The organism is Natranaerofaba carboxydovora (assembly GCF_022539405.1).
Lineage (GTDB): Bacteria > Bacillota > Natranaerobiia > Natranaerobiales > Natranaerofabaceae > Natranaerofaba > Natranaerofaba carboxydovora.
This window is the reverse complement of the sequence record NZ_CP054394.1, coordinates 3,224,587-3,243,235: the sequence shown is the minus strand read 5'-3', so window position 1 is coordinate 3,243,235 and position 18,649 is coordinate 3,224,587. Positions and strand designations below refer to the sequence as shown.

The 18,649-nt window shown below is 35.8% G+C and carries 23 protein-coding genes; 7 read left to right on the top strand and 16 right to left on the bottom strand.

All coding sequences use genetic code 11. From position 1 onward, the window contains the following. The first annotated feature begins 11 nt into the window (after positions 1-11). On the top strand, positions 12-359 hold the full coding sequence (locus ACONDI_RS15515; RefSeq protein ID WP_241079437.1) for a DUF134 domain-containing protein: 348 nt from the start codon (positions 12-14) through the stop codon (positions 357-359). A 19-nt stretch (positions 360-378) separates the two neighbouring features. Beyond that, positions 379-717, top strand: coding sequence for an ArsR/SmtB family transcription factor (locus ACONDI_RS15510; RefSeq protein WP_241079436.1), 339 nt, complete (start codon positions 379-381; stop codon positions 715-717). Between the two features lie 13 nt (positions 718-730). Here the strand turns inward: ACONDI_RS15510 and ACONDI_RS15505 are convergent, their stop codons facing one another. The 9 genes from ACONDI_RS15505 to ACONDI_RS15465 form a co-directional block, all read right to left on the bottom strand. Next, positions 731-1,525: a polysaccharide deacetylase family protein gene (locus ACONDI_RS15505; protein WP_241079435.1), complete on the bottom strand. Its 795-nt coding sequence runs from the start codon at positions 1,523-1,525 to the stop codon at positions 731-733. Positions 1,526-1,817: 292 nt separating this feature from the next. Continuing rightward, the gene (locus tag ACONDI_RS15500) at positions 1,818-2,633 is read right to left on the bottom strand and encodes an FAD/NAD(P)-binding protein (protein WP_241079434.1); all 816 of its coding nucleotides are present in this window, start codon (positions 2,631-2,633) and stop codon (positions 1,818-1,820) included. Further along, entirely contained in the window at positions 2,605-3,660 is a 1,056-nt protein-coding gene (locus ACONDI_RS15495; RefSeq protein ID WP_241079433.1) for a 4Fe-4S dicluster domain-containing protein, read from the bottom strand. Before ACONDI_RS15495 ends, ACONDI_RS15500 begins: the two co-directional genes overlap by 29 nt. Beyond that, positions 3,657-4,634, bottom strand: a complete 978-nt coding sequence (locus tag ACONDI_RS15490) for a 4Fe-4S dicluster domain-containing protein (RefSeq protein WP_241079432.1) — start codon at positions 4,632-4,634, stop codon at positions 3,657-3,659. The genes ACONDI_RS15495 and ACONDI_RS15490 overlap by 4 nt, the downstream gene beginning before the upstream one ends. Then, entirely contained in the window at positions 4,616-5,038 is a 423-nt protein-coding gene (locus ACONDI_RS15485; protein ID WP_241079431.1) for a hydrogenase iron-sulfur subunit, read from the bottom strand. The genes ACONDI_RS15490 and ACONDI_RS15485 overlap by 19 nt, the downstream gene beginning before the upstream one ends. After that, positions 5,035-7,002, bottom strand: a complete 1,968-nt coding sequence (locus ACONDI_RS15480; RefSeq protein ID WP_241079430.1) for a CoB--CoM heterodisulfide reductase iron-sulfur subunit A family protein — start codon at positions 7,000-7,002, stop codon at positions 5,035-5,037. Before ACONDI_RS15480 ends, ACONDI_RS15485 begins: the two co-directional genes overlap by 4 nt. 159 nt (positions 7,003-7,161) lie before the next feature. Beyond that, positions 7,162-7,572: a 4Fe-4S dicluster domain-containing protein gene (locus ACONDI_RS15475; RefSeq protein ID WP_241079429.1), complete on the bottom strand. Its 411-nt coding sequence runs from the start codon at positions 7,570-7,572 to the stop codon at positions 7,162-7,164. Continuing rightward, a complete protein-coding gene (locus ACONDI_RS15470) occupies positions 7,562-8,395 on the bottom strand; it encodes a CoB--CoM heterodisulfide reductase iron-sulfur subunit B family protein (protein WP_241079428.1) in 834 nt (277 codons plus the stop codon). The genes ACONDI_RS15475 and ACONDI_RS15470 overlap by 11 nt, the downstream gene beginning before the upstream one ends. A gap of 294 nt (positions 8,396-8,689) precedes the next feature. Then, the gene (locus ACONDI_RS15465; protein ID WP_241079427.1) at positions 8,690-9,805 is read right to left on the bottom strand and encodes a THUMP domain-containing class I SAM-dependent RNA methyltransferase; all 1,116 of its coding nucleotides are present in this window, start codon (positions 9,803-9,805) and stop codon (positions 8,690-8,692) included. Between the two features lie 207 nt (positions 9,806-10,012). Between ACONDI_RS15465 and ACONDI_RS15460 the strand changes: the two genes are divergently transcribed. Both ACONDI_RS15460 and ACONDI_RS15455 read left to right on the top strand, forming a co-directional pair. Further along, positions 10,013-10,375 (top strand): hypothetical protein, encoded by a 363-nt coding sequence (locus tag ACONDI_RS15460; RefSeq protein ID WP_241079426.1) that lies wholly within the window; start codon positions 10,013-10,015, stop codon positions 10,373-10,375. Between the two features lie 129 nt (positions 10,376-10,504). Next, positions 10,505-10,702, top strand: coding sequence for a hypothetical protein (locus ACONDI_RS15455; RefSeq protein WP_241079425.1), 198 nt, complete (start codon positions 10,505-10,507; stop codon positions 10,700-10,702). A gap of 105 nt (positions 10,703-10,807) precedes the next feature. Here the strand turns inward: ACONDI_RS15455 and ACONDI_RS15450 are convergent, their stop codons facing one another. The 5 genes from ACONDI_RS15450 to ACONDI_RS15430 all read right to left on the bottom strand — a co-directional run bounded on the left by ACONDI_RS15450 (position 10,808) and on the right by ACONDI_RS15430 (position 14,954). After that, complete coding sequence (locus ACONDI_RS15450) at positions 10,808-11,725, bottom strand: SIMPL domain-containing protein (RefSeq protein ID WP_241079424.1); 918 nt, start codon at positions 11,723-11,725, stop codon at positions 10,808-10,810. A 142-nt stretch (positions 11,726-11,867) separates the two neighbouring features. Continuing rightward, a complete protein-coding gene (locus tag ACONDI_RS15445; protein WP_241079423.1) occupies positions 11,868-13,268 on the bottom strand; it encodes a LolA family protein in 1,401 nt (466 codons plus the stop codon). Next, complete coding sequence (locus ACONDI_RS15440) at positions 13,258-13,794, bottom strand: RNA polymerase sigma factor (RefSeq protein WP_241079422.1); 537 nt, start codon at positions 13,792-13,794, stop codon at positions 13,258-13,260. The genes ACONDI_RS15445 and ACONDI_RS15440 overlap by 11 nt, the downstream gene beginning before the upstream one ends. Before the next feature lie 183 nt (positions 13,795-13,977). Continuing rightward, a complete protein-coding gene (locus tag ACONDI_RS15435; protein WP_241079421.1) occupies positions 13,978-14,535 on the bottom strand; it encodes a GerMN domain-containing protein in 558 nt (185 codons plus the stop codon). Between the two features lie 125 nt (positions 14,536-14,660). After that, positions 14,661-14,954: a hypothetical protein gene (locus ACONDI_RS15430; RefSeq protein WP_241079420.1), complete on the bottom strand. Its 294-nt coding sequence runs from the start codon at positions 14,952-14,954 to the stop codon at positions 14,661-14,663. Positions 14,955-15,177: 223 nt separating this feature from the next. Between ACONDI_RS15430 and rd the strand changes: the two genes are divergently transcribed. The 3 genes from rd to ACONDI_RS15415 all read left to right on the top strand — a co-directional run bounded on the left by rd (position 15,178) and on the right by ACONDI_RS15415 (position 17,685). Further along, on the top strand, positions 15,178-15,897 hold the full coding sequence (gene rd / locus ACONDI_RS15780) for a rubredoxin (protein WP_241079419.1): 720 nt from the start codon (positions 15,178-15,180) through the stop codon (positions 15,895-15,897). 221 nt (positions 15,898-16,118) lie between these two features. Continuing rightward, positions 16,119-17,369, top strand: a complete 1,251-nt coding sequence (locus tag ACONDI_RS15420; RefSeq protein ID WP_241079418.1) for a DNA polymerase Y family protein — start codon at positions 16,119-16,121, stop codon at positions 17,367-17,369. A 40-nt stretch (positions 17,370-17,409) separates the two neighbouring features. After that, positions 17,410-17,685, top strand: a complete 276-nt coding sequence (locus ACONDI_RS15415; protein ID WP_241079417.1) for a hypothetical protein — start codon at positions 17,410-17,412, stop codon at positions 17,683-17,685. Between the two features lie 109 nt (positions 17,686-17,794). Here the strand turns inward: ACONDI_RS15415 and ACONDI_RS15410 are convergent, their stop codons facing one another. Then, entirely contained in the window at positions 17,795-17,965 is a 171-nt protein-coding gene (locus ACONDI_RS15410; RefSeq protein WP_241079416.1) for a hypothetical protein, read from the bottom strand. Between the two features lie 383 nt (positions 17,966-18,348). Continuing rightward, positions 18,349-18,639: a hypothetical protein gene (locus tag ACONDI_RS15405; protein WP_241079415.1), complete on the bottom strand. Its 291-nt coding sequence runs from the start codon at positions 18,637-18,639 to the stop codon at positions 18,349-18,351. Between the last annotated feature and the right edge of the window lie 10 nt (positions 18,640-18,649).

Here is an 18,649-nt window from a genome sequence, read left to right as displayed (position 1 = left end):
GAGCGATATCAATGCCAAGACCACCAAAAAGGCGTAAGGTAGAATATATGCCAGAGGTGACTTATTTTAAACCTAAAGGAATCCCTCTTCGAGAATTAGACGAAAAAGTATTAACTGTAGAAGAATTAGAGGCTATGAGGCTAAAAGATATAGAAAATCTTGATCAGCAAGACTGCGCAGATAGAATGGAAGTATCAAGAGCTACCTTTCAAAATGTTTTACTATCTGCTAGAAGTAAAGTTTCAGATGCTTTAGTTAACGGTAAGTCAATTAAAATTGAAGGAGGAAACTATAACTTTAGAGGCAACAAAAATCGAGACTTGCAATGTACTAAAAAGCAGGAAAGTAAAAAATCTTAATTAATGCGGGGGATTACTAATGAATAATGATAACCAAACTAAACTTCATAAAGCCCTAGCTGATAACAACAGATTAAAGATATTAGAACTACTTTTAGAAAATAATTACTGTGTAGGAGCTCTCTCAAAACATGTAGGTGTAAGCAAAGCTGCAATAAGTCAACATTTGAAAATATTAAGAGAAGCAGGGCTAGTCTGGGGAGAAAAAAGGGGATATTTCACTCATTATATTGTAAACACAGATATTCTCACCAAACTAGCCCAGCAATTAATAAAGCTATCTGAGATTAGTCAACAAGACAAAAGCACAAAATGTAAACATCAACAAAACTGTCATAAAAAAGATAACGAATGTTAAGACATTATTATTACTAATATTTCATTAACTCTGATAAAGTTAAGATATTTATCTCTTTTTCTATAGCATATTCTAATACAGATTCAAACTTTTCTGTAGTTATACCATAATCATATGGATTTTCTTGAACATCATGGGTAAAAAATATTAACACTTTATTTTCTAAAACTGCTCTATCAATAAATCCTTTCAACACTTCTTCTGAGTGTATCCCCATATCAACTGCATCTAAAATATCATCCTCTAGAGGATATGAATTTAAATTGTTTTCGGCCGTTCTTACCGTATCACGATAAGTAAGCACCACTTCTTTGGCTGTTTCATTATATTCACCATATGGCAGTGCATGGTGTTTAGGTGTATCTAGTCCCTTTTTTTCAAAAATATCATTAATTTTTTGCATTTCTTTATTTATTTCCTCTTTTGTTAATTCTTCTAAGTTAACATGTGAATAAGTATGATCTTCAATATCCCATCCTGCTTCATCTAAAGCTTTTACCTGCTCCCAGTCCATAAACCCGTCCATCTCATCTTCAATAAAAATAGGGGATATATAAGTAACCGCTTCTAAACCCTTTTCCTTCAAAATAGGATACACTACCTCATAATCAGTACTACAACCATCATCAAAGGTGAATATCAATCCCCCTCCTTCTAATAATTTATTATCTTCTACTTCTTTACTTTCTACTTCTTTTGTTTCTCCTTCTTTAATCACATTTTCTGAATATTTCACCTGTGAGTCACAGGCTGAAAATATAATAATCCCAAGCATCAGTAAACAAAATGTTATAAGTTTTTTCTTCAAACTTCATCCCTCCACATTAAATTTAATTGTTTTAATTAAAAAATTGTTTTAGCATTTTCATTATAAGAATAAAATGTGAAGATGAAGTGAAGAAAAAAACAAGCGGTTAAATATAACATTTAACCGCTTGTTTTCCAATTGTTTGGTTTTTTAATATAGACTAAATTATGATTCTGGTGCAAAAAGTCATATGAACAAAGTTTTGTTTTTAATTGTAATACATCTTGATAATATCAATTAAAAACACTTTACTTATGTGAATAGACTTTTTGCACCAGAATCAATTATTTGACTAAAAATAATTTAGCTCTTTTAACTCCTCTAAAGTAAAGACTGGACCATCTTTACATACGTATTGTTCTCCAATGTTGCAGCGACCGCATTTTCCTACACCACATTTCATTTTGTACTCCAGGGTACTTATAACCTGGGAAGGTGTAAAACCAAGTTTTTCTAGTCCCTGCACAACAAACTTAATCATTATTGGAGGCCCACATGTAAAGGTTATTGTATCCTCCGGAGACGGTGATAATTCTTCTAGATACTGAGGTACAAATCCTACATACCCGTCCCATCCAGGAGATTCAACGTCAACTGATAAATTAACAGAAATATCACTGTTATTTGGCCAGTTTTCATAAATATCTTTTTTGAATGCAAGATCATCTGGTGTTCTAGCACCGTAGATAAGCTGCAAGCTTCCATAATCTTCTTTATTATTTAGCGCATACTTTATCAGTGACCGAAGGGGCGCAAGGCCTATACCTCCACCTATGAAAAGAAGATTTTTCCCTTTGACTTCTTCTACAGGAAATCCGTTTCCATAAGGGCCCCTAAGGCCAATCTCTGTTCCAGCTTCCATGCTGTGCAGTTCGTCTGTAACTTTTCCTGTTTTTTTTATACTAAATTCCAGGTTGTCTTCTTCTGGAGGAGAAGTTATAGAGAATAAAGCCTCACCTACACCAAAGACTGAAACCATAGCACACTGACCCGGAATATGCTTTGGAAACTCTGGTGGCGGCTCAACTTCAAAGGTCTTAATATCAGAAGTCTCTTCTCTTATACTAACTATCTTTGCTTTAGCTGGTACTAATGGATTTGTCTTCATCTTCTATCTCCCCCATTTCTCGAAGTAAAGTAAGCGGAGAAATCCCTACCGGGCAGTGGACAAGACATTTCCCGCAGCCAACACATCCAAGTTTTTCGTATAATTTAGGCAAATAGTTGAATTTATGATAAAAGCGATTCTTTATCCTATCTTTTTTGGTAGGCCTGGGATTATGTCCTCCTGCCATGCTGGTAAACTCAGAGAACATACAGCTGTCCCATGCACGATACCTGCTCCCTGTATCCTTTTTGTAGTAATCGCACACGTCAAAGCAGTGACAGCTAGGACAGTAATAAGTGCAGACCCCACACCCAAGACATCTTAATGACAACTCATCCCATAGCTTTGAGTCCTGCATGTTATCTAGCTTATCTTTTAATCTATTTGCCAAATCTTTTTCAGCTTCTCTTTCAGTTGACGTCTTTACATTTCCTTTTTCAAGGTCACTTTCTTGATCAACTTCTAGCTTTTGAATCTCGGATTTTTTACTTTCATCAGCTTCAAAGATTTCCTCCAAAAAATCTTTTCCTTTGGGAGTTACCCCTACTACTCCACCTGTAGAGTCATCTATTCTCACATCTCCTCCAACAGGCTTATATGGATCTATTCCAACAGACGTACAAAAACAGCTATTTTTAAGCTCCCTGCAGGACGAAGATATAATTATAGTTTTTTCTCTTTTTTCTTTGTACAAAGGATCTACTGGTTCACTCAAAAAAACATAGTCAAAAACCTCTAATGCCTCAACAGAACATGGCTTAGCCCTAACTACTACATTTATTTTTTCTTTAGCGCCATCAGTTTCATCGCTACCAGTTCCATCGCTATCATTTACAAGGCCATTATTTACAGGAAAAAATTCTGTTCCTTTATCAGTCCTCTTAAATTCTAAATACTTCTCAGTCTGGGGAAAGAAAAAGGATTTAATATTTTCCTTTTCCCCGTCACATATATTATATTTTTCTTCCAACTTCTCGTTTTTTTCAAAAGCTTCTTCTAAAACTTTTTTGATATCAGTTAACTTCAAGCTTCTCCCCCCTCTTCAAAAGGTTCAACATCATCAGGGTAAGCATAAGAAAGGGCATCTTCTTTTTCACCAAACATTTCATCAATGTCTTTTTTAATTTTTTCGTGCAATAGATAAAAAGGTATCTCCTCAGGACAAGCCCTCTCACATTCACCACAACCAACACACCTATCTGCCACGTGAAAAGCTCTTAGTATATGATAATACTGGTGTTGGGCAGATTCCTCAGTGCTTTTATCCAAGAATCTAGGGTTTTCAATATCAAACAGACATTTTGGACAGTTGCAGACAGGGCACGCTTCCCTGCAGGCAAAACAACGTCTGCACCGGTTTAAGCTTTCTATGAAATACTGGTATTTTTCTTCTTTAGAAGCTTTTTCTAATTCTATTATAGAGTCCATAATGCCATCTTCCTTGATAGGGACTAAAGCTTCACTCGCTTCATTTTCAATTAAATCATCCACATCTTCCGGAGTAGGGCTTTGGCATATATGACAGTGAGGAGAGAGAATGTCCTGATAATCAAACTCAACTTCTTCACCTGTTTTTGATGAAGCTTTGACTTTCTCCCCGTCAAAATTTAACTCATATTCTGTAGGATCATTTAAATATTCACTCATTTTATTTATAGAAATAACACCATTACAGCTAATTCCAAGTGTATATATATTTTCTTTATTTATCCGATTTTCTTTTTCAAATAAATCTAAGGCTCTCTTGTCACACCCTTTTAAGAGTATCCCAACTTTTTTGTCCTTAAGCTCCCCATCAAGTAAATATCTTGATAATAGAGGCGTTGATGTTTGATCAAATGTTAATTTGGATACATCTTCGGGTCTTGTTATCACAAGAGGAATTTTCTTGAGAGAAAGATCACCTTCCCCATATCCTACAAAAGCCTCGATCTTTTCACTTTCTAATAATTCTTTTACTTTTTGTTGTAGTTTATCTTTTGTTAACTGGGTTTTTGGCATCTCATATCCCTCATTTCTTCGGCAGGACCTAATTTATTAATTTTATCCGTAAAGTCCAACACCGTTTGTTGAAACTTCCCAGCTTCACTTCCTGAGATCCAGTTAACTTCCAATCTTTCATCATCTAATCCCATAAACTTTAACAGATTCTTTAATAGTGCCATCCTGCGACGGGTATGGTAGTTACCCGATACATAGTGGCAGTCTCCCGGGTGACAACCATTAACCATCACACCATCTGCACCTTTTTGAAATGCTCTAAGAACAAGAGAAGCATCAACTCTGCTACTGCAGGGAACCCTGATTATTCTAATATCTGCCGGGTACTTCAACCTACTGCTGCCGCAGAGGTCGGCCCCTGCATAACTGCACCAGTTACAGCAAAAAGCAGCTATCTTTATCATAGATTATCCACCTCCGCAAGCAATTCTCTGTGGGTATATCCTTTTAAGTTCATCGCTCCGTTTCGACAGGCTGCAGTACAAGCTCCACAACCCCGGCACAGAGCATTATTTACACCTGCCACTTGTCTTGTTACTACGCCACCTGGCACTTTCTCTTCAATCTGTTCTGAAGATATCGCTCCTACAGGACAAACCGGCTCACATTTTAGACAGCCACTGCAGATTGAAGCATCCACCTCTGCAGTAGTTGGTAGACTCTCAACCTCACCGCGGTTAAACAGCCCGATTATCTTTGAGGCAGCAGCTCCTGCCTGTCCAACTGTATCTGGAATATCATTTGGCCCCTGACATGCTCCTGCAAGAAACACCCCTGCAGTTTGGGTTTCTACCGGCTTTAATTTGGGGTGGGCTTCTGATAAGAAACCATCTTTGTCACCTGTAGCTCCAAACATCTGGGCAAGACCTTCTGTTGTACCTTTTGCTTTAATGGCAGAAGCAAGAACAACAAGGTCTGCTTCAACTTCTATTTGTTCCCCAATGCTGTTATCATAGCTTCTTACAAGAAGCTCTTTACCGTCTGTTTCGACTTTAGAGACATGGCCTTTCAGGTATTTGGCTCCTGTACTTCTTGCTCTTTCATAAAACTCTTCATAGCTCTTACCAGCTGTCCTTATATCTATATAAAAGACAAAGCTTTCAGTATCGGGAAGTTTTTCTTTTAGTAAAAGAGTATGCTTAGCTGTATAGAGACAGCAAACTTTTGAACAGTAAGCATTTCCTTTATTCTTATCTCTTGAACCTACACACTGAATAAAGACCACTCTCTTAGGTTCTCTGCCTGTAGAAGGACAAACTACTTTTCCACCTGTTGGCCCAGAAGAGTTAAACATCCTCTCAAGCTCAAGGGAAGTGATAACATCAGGATGCGCACCATAGCCAAACTCTTCCCATCCTTCAGGCTTTAGCTGATCAAAACCTGTGGCAAGGATAACTCCCCCATATCTTTCTTCAATGATTTCATCCTCTTGTTCATAGTCAACAGCTTCGGCAGGACAAACTTTCTGACAGACCTTACACTTACCTTTTTGAAAATAACGACAATTATCACGATCAATCACAGGTTTATTAGGCACTGCCTGTGGAAAAGGAGTATACACCGCTTTTCTTATCTCCTTATCTTCTTCAAACTCATTATCTATCTTGGCAGGGCATTTTTCAGTACAATCACCACAGCCGGTACATTTATCATGATCTATACTTTTTGCCTTCTGGCGTATTTTAATATCAAAGTTTCCAACAAAACCTGAAACATCTTCAATCTCAGCATAAGTTAAGAGGCGAATATTCGGGTGAGAAGAAGCCTCTACCATCTTTGGAGTAAGAATACAGGCCGAACAGTCTAAAGTAGGAAAGGTTTTGTCTAGCTGTGCCATCCTGCCTCCAAGAGATGGGGTGTTTTCAACTAGGTCTACTTCATACCCAGCTTCTGCTATATCAAGGGCAGATTGTATCCCTGCTATACCTCCACCTACAACTAGAGCTCTTTTGGTTACAGGAAGGGTTTCAGTTGTCAGAGGTTTTGCAAACCTAATCTTTGCCACAGCTTTTTCAACCAGTTCAAAAGCTTTTTGGGTAGTTTCTTCACCTTCATCATGTACCCAGGAACACTGTTCTCTTAGATTAGCAATTTCAACATAATAAGGATTAAGTCCTGAATCTTTTAAGACTTCCTGGAAAGTTTCTTCGTGCATTCTTGGAGAACAGGACCCGATAACAACCCTCTCAAGTTTTTGCTCTTTAATTGCTTTTTTTATAGATTCCTGACCTATCTCAGAACACATGTATTTTACATCTTCAGAGTAGTACACATCGGGTAAAAATTTAGCCTTTTCACTAAGGCTTTCTACATCAACGGTGCCGGCTATATTACTACCGCACCAGCATATAAATACACCTATCCGCATAAGCTCTCTCCTCCTTCTATCTATTCTACTCTACCGGTTCTGTTTTTTCTGTAATGTTTTTTCCATGACTTTGCTGGGGACGGTTCTGGTGCTTCCTTTTTTCTTGCCGAAGCAGCAGAACCGTCCCCATTCTTCATGCAGTATATGGAAAAACCCTCTCTATTTAAAATTCTTTCTGTAATGTGCTACGTAAGCCTGGCGGGGAATTTCCCCTTTGAAAGGATAAACTTCGGGTCTACTTTCTGTTTTTCTTAACGCAATCAATCTAAATCCTTCCATAATCCTCGCAGGATCGAGATCCTGTGGGCAGCGGCTGCCGCAGGCAAAACAACATGTACAGATCCATATAGACTTGCTCTCAAAAATCCTTTCAAAAAGTCCAAGCTTAGCCATCAGAATTACTTGATGGGGGTATAAATCCATATATTCAGATGCAGGGCACCCTGCACTGCATTTAGCACACTGAAAACAGTTAGAAAACTTTTCTTCTGTAATCATCTCTAACTCATCCAAAATAGCAGCATTTTCTTTTTTTGTTCCAGAGGTTTCACTATTTAAACTAAACCGCATTTTTGTCTACCCCTCCTTCCCTGTGCTTTATGTTTAAAGCACTTGCTAAAGGTGATGTGATGTAATCTATTTTCAACCCTGCTTGCATCTTAGGATCTGTAATATCTTCCTGTAATGTTTTTTCCAGGTTATATTTACATAGAGGACATGAAGTCACAATACGATTAGCACCAGCTGACCAGGCTGATTCAATAATTTTCCCAGACATTTTATAGGCAGCTTCTTTTTTGGTTAACATTAAGCTAGCCCCACAACAATCTGAACTGTAGGGATAATTAATAACTTCTCCGCCAATAGCTTCTATAGCTTTTTCCATAGCTTCTGGCTTATTTTCACCGCCAAAGCCAATCTCATCATAAGGCCTAAGGAGCAAACATCCATAATACGGTGCAATTTTTTCTCCGTTTAATGAGTTAACTACTTTTTCTTTCAAAGCATCAAAGCCAATATATTCCTCAATTGCCTCCAAAAAATGATACACCTTAACATCAGTGGGTATTTGTTCTTCAATAATACTGTTTACTCTTCTCTCTGCTTCTTTATCGTTTTTCAAGCGAAGCTTAACCCGCTGCAGCACGTGATAGCATGCACTGCAAAGGGTAATAAGACCGTCGAACCCTTCCTCTCTTGTCTGCAGTAAGGCTCGTGCTGATGAAAGAAGAGGTGTATACTCATCCTTTGATAGAGGATATACCGCCCCGCAGCACTCCCACTCACTTAGCTCTTTTACACTTACATCAAAATAATCAAATAAATCCAAGGTTTGTCTTTCAAATCCCTGCTCTTCTGCCCTAACCGTACATCCGGGGTAATAACCAAGCATTTTTTTACCTCCCTCTAGATAAATTATGTTTTATATATCGCTTAACTTAAAAAAGTTTATATTGGAACACTTAATGGAATACCTTTATAGAATGTTAAAAAGTTTTACTATATATTGTAGTACTTTTTATTATAGTACTAAATGTCATAAGATTCAACAATAGATAAAAAATCAAAAAATTTAAACAATAAAAATGGACTGATCCAAAGATTTATCTTTGGATCAGTCCAGCTCAAGCCCCATTATGTGTTTTAGTCCATCAATCTGTTAACTAAATTCAAGTTTATCTATAAATTAAAAATATTGATAATAATGAACCTCTATCCTTCCATTATATAACTTTCTTCTTTTAGCTGCTTTTTTGCCAAAAATTTTCTCAAAGTTTTTCTCTGGAGTTAAGACATAAATTGACCAAGTTTCTAAATCTGAAAACATTTTTGCCATTTCCTTGTATAGTTTTTTTACCTGTTTCTCCTCTTCTAGTCGATGGCCATAAGGAGGGTTACAAATTATTTTGCCATATTTTTTCTTAGTGCCAAACCGATATAAAGGCTTTTGTTGAAAGTGAATATCATCTTCTAAACCAAACTGCCTTGCATTATCCCTGGCCATCTTAACCACTTCTTCATCGATATCTGTTCCTATTATAGAAAGAGACCTATCCGGCTCTGCCAAATCATCTGCTTCTTCTCTTGCTCTGTCAAAAGTCTCCATAGAAACAAAGGGCCAGTCTTCAAAGGTAAAATCCCTAAAAAGACCGGGGGCAAGGTTTTTCCCAATCAATGCCGCTTCTATTGGTATCGTACCAAGACCACAAAAGGGATCAACCAAAGGGGTTTCAGCTTTATACTTTGCTAACTTTACAAGCCCTGCTGCGAGGGTTTCTTTTAGCGGTGCCCCTTTAAAGTTTTGCCTGTATCCTCTTTTATGCAGACCCGCTCCAGTAGTATCTATAGTTAATGAAGCCGTATCTTTTAGAAGGGCTACCTCAATTACAAAGGAAGGACCTTCTTCTTCAAACCAATCGGTTTTGTACTTAGTTTTTAATTTTTCCACAACAGCTTTCTTTACAATCTTTTGACAGTCAGGGACACTGTAAAGCGTTGATTTGACTGACTTCCCTTCAACAGGAAAGTGAGCATCAGCCGGGATATAATCCTCCCAGGGCAGGTCATATGTCTTATCAAAAAGCTCTTCAAAAGAAGTAGCTTCAAATTCTCCAACAGTAATCTTAACCCTATCAGCTGTTCTAAGCCACAAATTAGTCCTGCATATATCGTAAACATCACCTTTGAAGTTTACTTTACCGTTTTCGATCTCAAGATCCTTATATCCTAAGTCTTGAAGTTCATCAGCAAGGACCCTTTCAAGCCCAAACGTGGAAGTAGCTACAAGATTCATCTGTTCCATTTTAGTACCTCCTGCAATTATATTCTAAACACATTTTAATATATCATAATTTATTGAATTAACAAAATTATACGCTTAAGTTAGTTCCTATCCTAAAAATCTAAAAATCATTTGTAGCATGAATAGAGTTTAATGTAAAATTAATTAGGACAGGCTTTTTTTGAGGAATTATTAAATTGTGATTAGTTGTTGAAAGGGGAATTAAATTTGGGCAAAAAAAAGAAAAAACAAAAGAAAAAAAACAATAAACCTAGAAAAGATATAAAAAAAGCCAACAAAGATAATACAAAAAAAGATAATGAAAAAGTTATATATTGTCCCAACTGCAGTAGCAACCAGGTAAAAAATAACCATCCACGTAATGTCAGGGTTAAAATTAATATATTCTCAGCAGTTGTAGTGTTTGGAATCATTATACTCTGGGGTGAAATTTCCGAAGCGTTTGAACCGACTATATCCACCTATGGAGTGGTAGGTGCGGTTACTGCTGGCTTTGTAATAATGAGAGTTTTGAAAAGTCAATTCCAATGTAAAAAATGTAAATTCGGCTGGGACAGTAAATATTTATGATGACCTTATGCTTTGAGGGTGAATAAAATGGTGTTAGATAATACTTCTAAAATTAAACGAAGGTATGACCGTGTTGCAATCCTGTTAAAGGGTTAGAAACGGGTACTAAAACCAGAAGGGCAGTTAATCATGCTAGAGCATGTAATAAGTGAATATAAAATTATGAAGGCTTTTATGAATTTATTCAACCCAATAACTGTTCGACTATGGGGAGCTAATATCAATAGGCAAACATTATCTAATATAAAGAAAGCTGGTTTTAAAATAAAAGAAGATAAAAACCTAACCCTTGACGTGTTAAAGTTCATAGTAGCTGAAAATACATAACCCAACCAGCAAAAATTTTTATATACAAATAAAAACTCCAAGGCAGTAATATTTAGATAAAAACATTACTGCTTTGGAGTTTTATTTTCGTAGATTTTTTTAAATTTAATTCAGGCCATATTTAACTTGCACCTGACTCTCAAAGCTTATTTCGCCTGGCTCAATGGGAAGTGTATCTCCTAATGCAGCTTCCTCGGCATATTCTGCATCTGCCATTTCCATTTGGACTCCTCTTCCTATTTGGGCCCGGTCTTCATTTACCATTTTAACTTCACCTGGGGAAGCATCATAAAAGTCAGCTATTCTTTCAGTCTTTTTTTCGGCATTTTCAAGTGCTTTTTCTAAAGCATCGTAATAATGTTCTTCTGGATCTTCTACATCAAACTGAATTGAACTTACACGGTTAGCCCCGCTGTCTATTCCAATATTCATAACCTCGCCCATCTCTTCCTCAAGGTCCTCAACTAATACCTTTAAGTCAGTAGTTACAACATAGGAAGGTTCTTTTTCTCTTTCTTCAGGTGGCAAATGACGATAATCATCTCTTATATTAAATCCTTCAGTTGTTATATTATCCCTACTAACGCCATGTTCTACTAGTGCATCTACGACTTCATTGACAGTACTTACATTGTCCTGATAAAGCTCATTTATATTTTCACCACCTGCTACTATTGAAAAATTAACATAACCAATATCTGGTTCTACTGACACACTACCTTCCCCACTCACATTTATATCACCCGACGAGTTTTGGCTTTTGACTTCAGCCTCTTCTGGGATAGCTTCTCCTGCTTCCATCTCAGAACTATATTCGTCATCTTCTCTTACCTCTTCAACTACTTCGATCAACACCCCATCTTTTTCTCTTCCTTCCACTTCAGCTTCATCTTCTTGCACTTCATTTTCTGGCAAATCTTCAACAACATCTTCTCCTACCTCATTTTCTTGTTCTTCTGCCGCAGTAATAACTGGTAAACTAAGTAACACTACTAACAAAATAATCATTGGTTTCTTTAACATAATCCATCTCCCCTCCCAAAAAATTTTATCATTTATCCTTTCAAGACGGATAAATGGAAAAAAAGTAGTTATAAAATATTAAAAAATCCACCTCTTAAAGCAAAGTCACAACCACTTTAAGCTTTAAGAAGTGGAAATTTTGTTAGTATCCTTCTAATTTAATCTGTTTTCCTGTTAACTCTTCGGCAAAATTAACCATAACTTCTGCGGGGAGGTTAGAAACTATTGCAACTTTATCTTTTCCATTCTCAGCATTTCCCCCGTTAATTCTAAACCTCAAATAATTAACGGGTTTTGGATAATTATCAAAAAGTCCAGTCTCACCTTCCAAGAATTCAAGTAAGTTATCCTCACCTATCTTACCTACCTCACCCTTTTCTCCTCCTCCAAAAAGCAGCATTTCCTCTTCTCTTGCTGTTCCCTGATAGATATCTAAGAAGTTTTCTTTATCTTCTTTGTCCTCATATCTTAAAACTCCCTGATACAACCAATTAGTATCTATATACCCGACTTTGTTCAATTCAAGGTCTATATCCTTTCCTGATACATCATCTTTATCTAGAGAATATACCTCCCTTTCCAACAGACTTTCTAATTCTTGTTTATCATCAAGGAGTTTATTAAAAGTCAAACTTTTATCTATACTATCAATATCAACATCCAATTCATCAAATACAAAAGTATTTTCATCAAAGCCAGGGTTTATTTCAAGATTTTCATATTCAACTACCAGCTTACTATCCGGACCTCCCTTTAATATTAATTTCAAAGGAAACTTTTCTTCTTCGTCAATCCAGATTTTATGCCAGTATTCTTCTTTTTCGTTGTATTTGTATCTAATCACCCGGGCACTTCGCCCCGCTATTTCTTCTTTATCCATCTCTTCAATAATCTCTGCTTCATCAATCCCCGATATTTGAGTTCCTAAATGATATCGCCATAACTCTTTTTCTGGAAAAAGAGGCTCAACAGTAACGCTTTTATTAGATGTATCCGTTGACTTATCTACAGCTTCATTAATTATCCATAATGTGTCTCCATCGCTTATATTTGTTCTCTTTACATTATCCCATGATTCAACTGCTTTATATAGATCAGGTTTTTTAAAATTTATCTCTCTAAAAGTCTCATGGGTTACTTCCCCATTATCTATGGAAGTTACTTTTACTTCAGCCGAGTAGCCAGTTATCTCTTCATATTTTTCAACCATCGCTTGAACTATATTAGCATTATTATCATCTGTAAATATTCCTCCAAAGAACAAGAGTAAAAAACATGCAAAAGCCGCTGCTACTCCTTTAAATACAGGCTTTTTCACAATAGTTCTCCCAATAGATTCACTGGTTCTATAATTTTCATTTGACCTGCTATCTGGTCTTAATTGTTTACAACGTTTTAGCTTTCTTATCGTTTCAAAATCTTCTTCCAAATCTGGGGTCAACTCTTGATTAATTTTCTCTTTTTTATATACACGAGGCTTTTGATCGTTATTAATATCATCTATAAATTTATCTAACAATTCTTCTTTCCTTTTAGAAGTCATTTTCAAATGCCTCCATTCCCTTTAATATATCTCTTAGATTTTTAATCCCCCGATACTGAAGGTTTCTTACGGCACCTGGAGTCTTTAACATTTTTAGAGCAACTACTTTGGATGACAAACCCTCCATTACCCTGAGCTCCAAAACTTTTTTCTGATCAGGGGGAAGTTTATCCATGGCACTTCGAAGAGTTTCCATCTCTTCTTTCTCTATAGCCTGATCCTCCGGGAGTAACATCTCTGAAGCAGAATCTTTGACATTGTCTATACTAACTGTTTTTATCCTTCTTTTTCTCCAGGTATCATACAATGTATTTTTTGCTGTAGTATATAGATAACTCTGTATTTGTTCTTCAGTAAGTTCAAGGTTTTTGATTTTTGTCCAGGCTTTTCTAAAAGTATCCTGGGTCAGCTCTTGGGCTTCTTCATGATTTTGAACTTTATAGTATAAAAAATTATATATCTTTAAATTATAGTTCTCATATATTTCATCGAAATCATATAACTCTTCATCAGGCTTTTTTATCACCTTTTTCACCTCTTTTTCAGGGGATCTATTCACTTCTGTGTTCAATTATAAAGACGAAGCATTTTAAAATTTGTCCCTTTTTATTCATAATTACATCAATTTTCTATTAAAATAAAAAGAGCCCTCTAAGGACTCCTTTTAGCAAGATTTATACAAACATAAATTTATTAACCTTTTGGTCTACTACCATCTTTCTAGAGGCTCATTAATCTCCACATGGCCCGAGATACTTTCAGCCGTTTCCCCTTCTACTAATATCTGCACCTTTTCAATCCCATCAAAATCAGTTAGCGTACTAACAATAGTATCAACCAAAACCATTTCAGATTCATGCCCTAAAACTATATCTAAAAGTTCACTAGAAAAATCAACGTATGCAATTTCATCTTCCACCTCTATCCCAAGTAATTTCACATCCTCTGGGATACCATATAGATCTTCATCTTCTGGCCCATCTAAAAACATTTCCATTGCTTCTTCAGGGGTAACTCTTTCCACCTCTCTAGTTTCATAACCCTTAACAAAACTCGTCCCTGTATCTTCTGTAAAATAAATTTTTATCTCATCTTCTTGATAAATTCCATTTTCACCGCCGTTCGCTGCAGTCTCTTCTTCGTTCTCGTTTTCATTCTCGTTGTTTGTGTCATTACCACATCCTGCCACAACCATCATAGTAATACCTAAGATTAGTACAATAAGCCAAAAACTTTTAGGACTTTTAAGTTTCCCAAAATTTTTCATATAAATCCCCCTCAAATATATAAATTTTTCATTACTACTTCTCTATATCTATATCTTTTTCATATTATTAAGACGAAAATTTAATGAAAAATGTCACTGTAATATATATATTACTCTTCTTTTATTTATTCTTCAAGCGAATATTCTTCCAAAAGCTGCCGAGCTCTTTCTTCATCATTTTTCTTTACAAGTATTTTCACCCTCCCTACGTCGGCAGGTGAATTTTGTAATGCTATTCCTTTTGTAGCAGGTGCTTTTAAACGGCTTTTTATTCCTTTATCTTTTAGATATTTAATTCTTCTCTGTACTTTATTTAACGACTCTTCATCCTCTTCATATACTTCAACCCAGTCTTTTTTATCGTTTCGATAAAGATAAATTGCAATTGCAACTAATATAACAAATAAAACTAAATTCACAGCTATTTCTACCTCCTTGATATTTATTGAATGGTTATTGAGATACTTCTATTAACCACTACTTTTTGCCTGCTATTAATTAATTCTTAACATCAAATTATTTTTTTATGAAAATTACTGTCAGTATTTATTATTTAATGTCTTTACATTTTTTGGTACAATATAATTAGCAATTTATAATTTTATAAGTAAAATCAAATTAATTACACTAAGGGGGATTATCATGGACAAAAAAGCATTAAGAAGTATCAGTTATGGATTATATATAGTCTGCTCCAAAAAAGGAGATAAGTGGAACGGACAAATAGCCAACACCATCATCCAGATCACTTCTGAACCTGTAACTATTGCCGTAAGCATTAACAAAGAAAATCTAACCCATGAATACGTAAAAGAAAGTAAAGTTTTTAGTGCTTCAGTCTTAACACAGGACATTCCCATGGAGACGATTGGACACTTCGGGTTCAAATGCGGTAGAGACATTGATAAATTTAAAGATATAGATTGTGAAAAAGGGGTGACAGGAGCACCTTTATTTAAAGACTTTTCACTTTCTGTTCTAGAAGCCGAAATAATAAACAGCATAGATGTTTATACCCATACCATCTTTGTAGGTAAGCTAGTTGATGCCCAAATAGTAGGAGAAGGCGAACCCATGACCTACGCTTATTACCACCAGGTCAAAAAAGGAAAAGCCCCAAAAACAGCTCCCACTTACCAGGCTGAAGACACCTCTAGAGAAACAGAAAATAAAAATGAAAAAGAATCACCAGAAGGTGAAAACGAAAAATATCGCTGTATCGTATGTGGGTACATCTATGACCCTAAAGAAGGAGACCCGACAAATGATGTTTCCCCAGGGACTTCCTTTGGAGACATCCCTGAATCCTGGGTTTGTCCTATTTGTGGGGCAGGTAAGGACGATTTTGAATTAGTAAAATAAAAAGTTAATAATTTTTTTAAAAAGAGCTGCTATCTTAAACTTTAATAAGTCAAAGCAGCTCTTTTTATATTTATCACTGGAAAAAATTGTTTTTTGTTTAGGCTTTACACCGAACTAATGTTTGATATATAATGTCTATACACAGTTGATTCTGGTGCAAAAAATAACTTTTTGCACCAGAATTTCCATTACATTATTACACTAAAAAAGGGGAGCAAAAAATGTCTAAAAGAACTATCTTCCACGTGGACGTAAATTCTGCTTATCTCTCCTGGGAAGCCATAGATAGGCTAGAAAAGGGCTATGAACTTGACTTAAGAACTGTTCCTTCCATAGTGGGAGGAGATGAAGAAAAGCGCCATGGCATCGTACTTGCAAAATCAATCCCTGCAAAAAAATACGGCATTTCAACAGGAGAAACCCTTTTTATGGCAAAAAGAAAGTGCCCTTTTCTTAAAACTGTTCCTCCAAACTATACTCTCTACACCAGATGTTCTGAAGAGATGGTCAGGGTGTTAGAAGAATACTCTCCTTTAATACAGCAGTATTCTATAGACGAAATGTTTTTGGACTACACCAATATGGAAAAACACTTTGGCGAAGAAATAACAGCAGCCCATGAAATTAAAGAAAGGATAAAAAAAGAACTGGGCTTTACAGTTAATATAGGAATAGGCCCCAACAAACTTCTTGCCAAAATGGCTTCTGAGCTAAAAAAGCCCGATAGGGTTCATACTATTTATCCTGATGAAATAGCCGACAAGATGTGGCCTCTTGATACAAAAGAACTTTTGATGGTTGGAAGTAGAACAAGAGAAAAGCTTGCAAATAGAGGGATAAAAACCATCGGAGAGCTTGCTAGATCAAAGCCATATTACTTAGAACGTTTCTTAAAAAGCCACGGTATATTGATATGGAACTACGCAAATGGAATTGAAAATTCACCTGTTCGAAGGGAAGGTCTTCCCATGAAGGGGCTTGGCAACTCTTCTACCCTCCCCTTCGATGTAAAGGATATGGACACAGCCAAAAAAATTCTTCTTTCTCTTACAGAAACAGTGTCAATGAGGCTTAGAAAATCAAAAAAATCTGCTGGCCTTGTTTCTATAAAGTTAAAAAACAGTTCTTTTTTATCCTATTCACACCAGAAAAAGCTTGAAGTACCAACAGATTCTACCAAAAAAGTTTATCATCATGCCAAAGAACTTTTGAAAGAAGCCTGGCAGAAGGAACCTATTAGGCATATGGGGATTCATCTTTCAGATCTATGTTCAAATGAACTCCATCAGCTTACTATCTTTTCTTACAATAACGAAAAAGAAAGTAAAATGGATAATGCAATTGATAAGCTGCGCCAAAAATATGGTCATGAAGTATTGATCCGCTCCTGTTTTTTACATTCAGGCCTAGATCCCATGCTTGGCGGAGTCATTAAAGAAAAAGATTATCCTATGATGTCAAGTCTTTTATGAATAAATGTTCTAAATAAATCATTAAGTGATGGTGATATTTATGAAAATTATCATGAAACCTATCGAAGTGATCTCCTGGTCTACTATAGACGGGGCTCTAACCCCTTTAAGGTTTAGAATAAATGAAAAAAAAGAAAACCCGGAAGTTTCCAATATTATCGTAAAAGTAAACAAAATACTGCTAAAAAAAGAAGAAAAGCTAGCAGGCAAAAAAACTATAATCTACAGATGTCAGAGCATGATTAATAAAACAGAAAAAATCTATGAACTTAAATACGAAATCCAAACCTGTAGATGGTTTTTATATAAAATTTGATTCTACTACAAAAATTCTATTCACAAAATTATAGTGTTTTTAATTGATACATCTAGAACATCTTTGTTCATATGACTTTTTGCAGCCTGAGTCATGTTTGAGTTTAAAGTTATGAAGGTTTTTTCTTCAAAAGTTCTTTAAGCTCTTCTTCTTTTTCTTCTAGCTCCAAAACCATTTCAGGTTTAACAGAGTGAGCGGGCATCCTTTTTTTAAGCTCGCTTATTTCTTTTTCTAGCTCTTTAATTCTTGACCTAGTCCCATTTGACGAATGTTCGGACATAGCAAAGAATCCTCCCTCCCATGATTTTTAAAAATTATAAATTATAGTTTTAGTCACCCAAGATAAGTAATATAAATCTTATAACACGTCTAAAAACTAATATATTTTGAAATGGGTGATTTTTATGGAAAAACCAAAAGAAAGCACGAGTAAAAACAAAAATGTTATTTCAAGGTTTAAAAGCAATCTTTTTGAAAAACTCTATTCACAAAAGAACACATACTTTTGGGCAGTTTTTTTCTTTAGAAGTATAATTGCTCTATCAATTGTCACAACAATTGTTATTGGAAGTTTACTATTATTCGAGTTTTTATTATACTAAAAAACACCGCAAAAAATAAAGCCCCTACTAAGGGGGCCGCTAAATTTATTATAAGCTTTTGTCAAAATACTTCTTCCCTACATTTAGGGCAAAGCTCTTCTTGTACGTCCCTAGCACCTTTGATCATACTTTGGGTAAAGGTAACTACTGGCCACTGTTCTCTACAACATTTGCATACATGGTTTGTAGTAAACTGACATTTAAGTAATATTGCTCCACTAGAGAATACACCTAGCCAGCCCACTCCAAGGATCAAAATCAAAATAGGAGCAGTATTTCCTAAACTTGAAAGAGCCATACCAAACAATACCAGCAGCAAACTTACCGTAAATACCCCTTTTACTTTCATCATCCACACCTCC

Coding starts and splice junctions, on each gene's coding strand:
- ACONDI_RS15515 (WP_241079437.1), top strand. CDS start 12: ATGCCAAGACCACCAAAAAGGCGTAAGGTAGAATATATGCCAGAGGTG.
- ACONDI_RS15510 (WP_241079436.1), top strand. CDS start 379: ATGAATAATGATAACCAAACTAAACTTCATAAAGCCCTAGCTGATAAC.
- ACONDI_RS15500 (WP_241079434.1), bottom strand. CDS start 2,633: ATGAAGACAAATCCATTAGTACCAGCTAAAGCAAAGATAGTTAGTATA.
- ACONDI_RS15490 (WP_241079432.1), bottom strand. CDS start 4,634: ATGCCAAAAACCCAGTTAACAAAAGATAAACTACAACAAAAAGTAAAA.
- ACONDI_RS15485 (WP_241079431.1), bottom strand. CDS start 5,038: ATGATAAAGATAGCTGCTTTTTGCTGTAACTGGTGCAGTTATGCAGGG.
- ACONDI_RS15480 (WP_241079430.1), bottom strand. CDS start 7,002: ATGCGGATAGGTGTATTTATATGCTGGTGCGGTAGTAATATAGCCGGC.
- ACONDI_RS15475 (WP_241079429.1), bottom strand. CDS start 7,572: ATGCGGTTTAGTTTAAATAGTGAAACCTCTGGAACAAAAAAAGAAAAT.
- ACONDI_RS15470 (WP_241079428.1), bottom strand. CDS start 8,395: ATGCTTGGTTATTACCCCGGATGTACGGTTAGGGCAGAAGAGCAGGGA.
- ACONDI_RS15465 (WP_241079427.1), bottom strand. CDS start 9,805: ATGGAACAGATGAATCTTGTAGCTACTTCCACGTTTGGGCTTGAAAGG.
- ACONDI_RS15455 (WP_241079425.1), top strand. CDS start 10,505: ATGCTAGAGCATGTAATAAGTGAATATAAAATTATGAAGGCTTTTATG.
- ACONDI_RS15450 (WP_241079424.1), bottom strand. CDS start 11,725: ATGTTAAAGAAACCAATGATTATTTTGTTAGTAGTGTTACTTAGTTTA.
- ACONDI_RS15445 (WP_241079423.1), bottom strand. CDS start 13,268: ATGACTTCTAAAAGGAAAGAAGAATTGTTAGATAAATTTATAGATGAT.
- ACONDI_RS15435 (WP_241079421.1), bottom strand. CDS start 14,535: ATGAAAAATTTTGGGAAACTTAAAAGTCCTAAAAGTTTTTGGCTTATT.
- rd (WP_241079419.1), top strand. CDS start 15,178: ATGGACAAAAAAGCATTAAGAAGTATCAGTTATGGATTATATATAGTC.
- ACONDI_RS15420 (WP_241079418.1), top strand. CDS start 16,119: ATGTCTAAAAGAACTATCTTCCACGTGGACGTAAATTCTGCTTATCTC.
- ACONDI_RS15415 (WP_241079417.1), top strand. CDS start 17,410: ATGAAAATTATCATGAAACCTATCGAAGTGATCTCCTGGTCTACTATA.
- ACONDI_RS15410 (WP_241079416.1), bottom strand. CDS start 17,965: ATGTCCGAACATTCGTCAAATGGGACTAGGTCAAGAATTAAAGAGCTA.
- ACONDI_RS15405 (WP_241079415.1), bottom strand. CDS start 18,639: ATGATGAAAGTAAAAGGGGTATTTACGGTAAGTTTGCTGCTGGTATTG.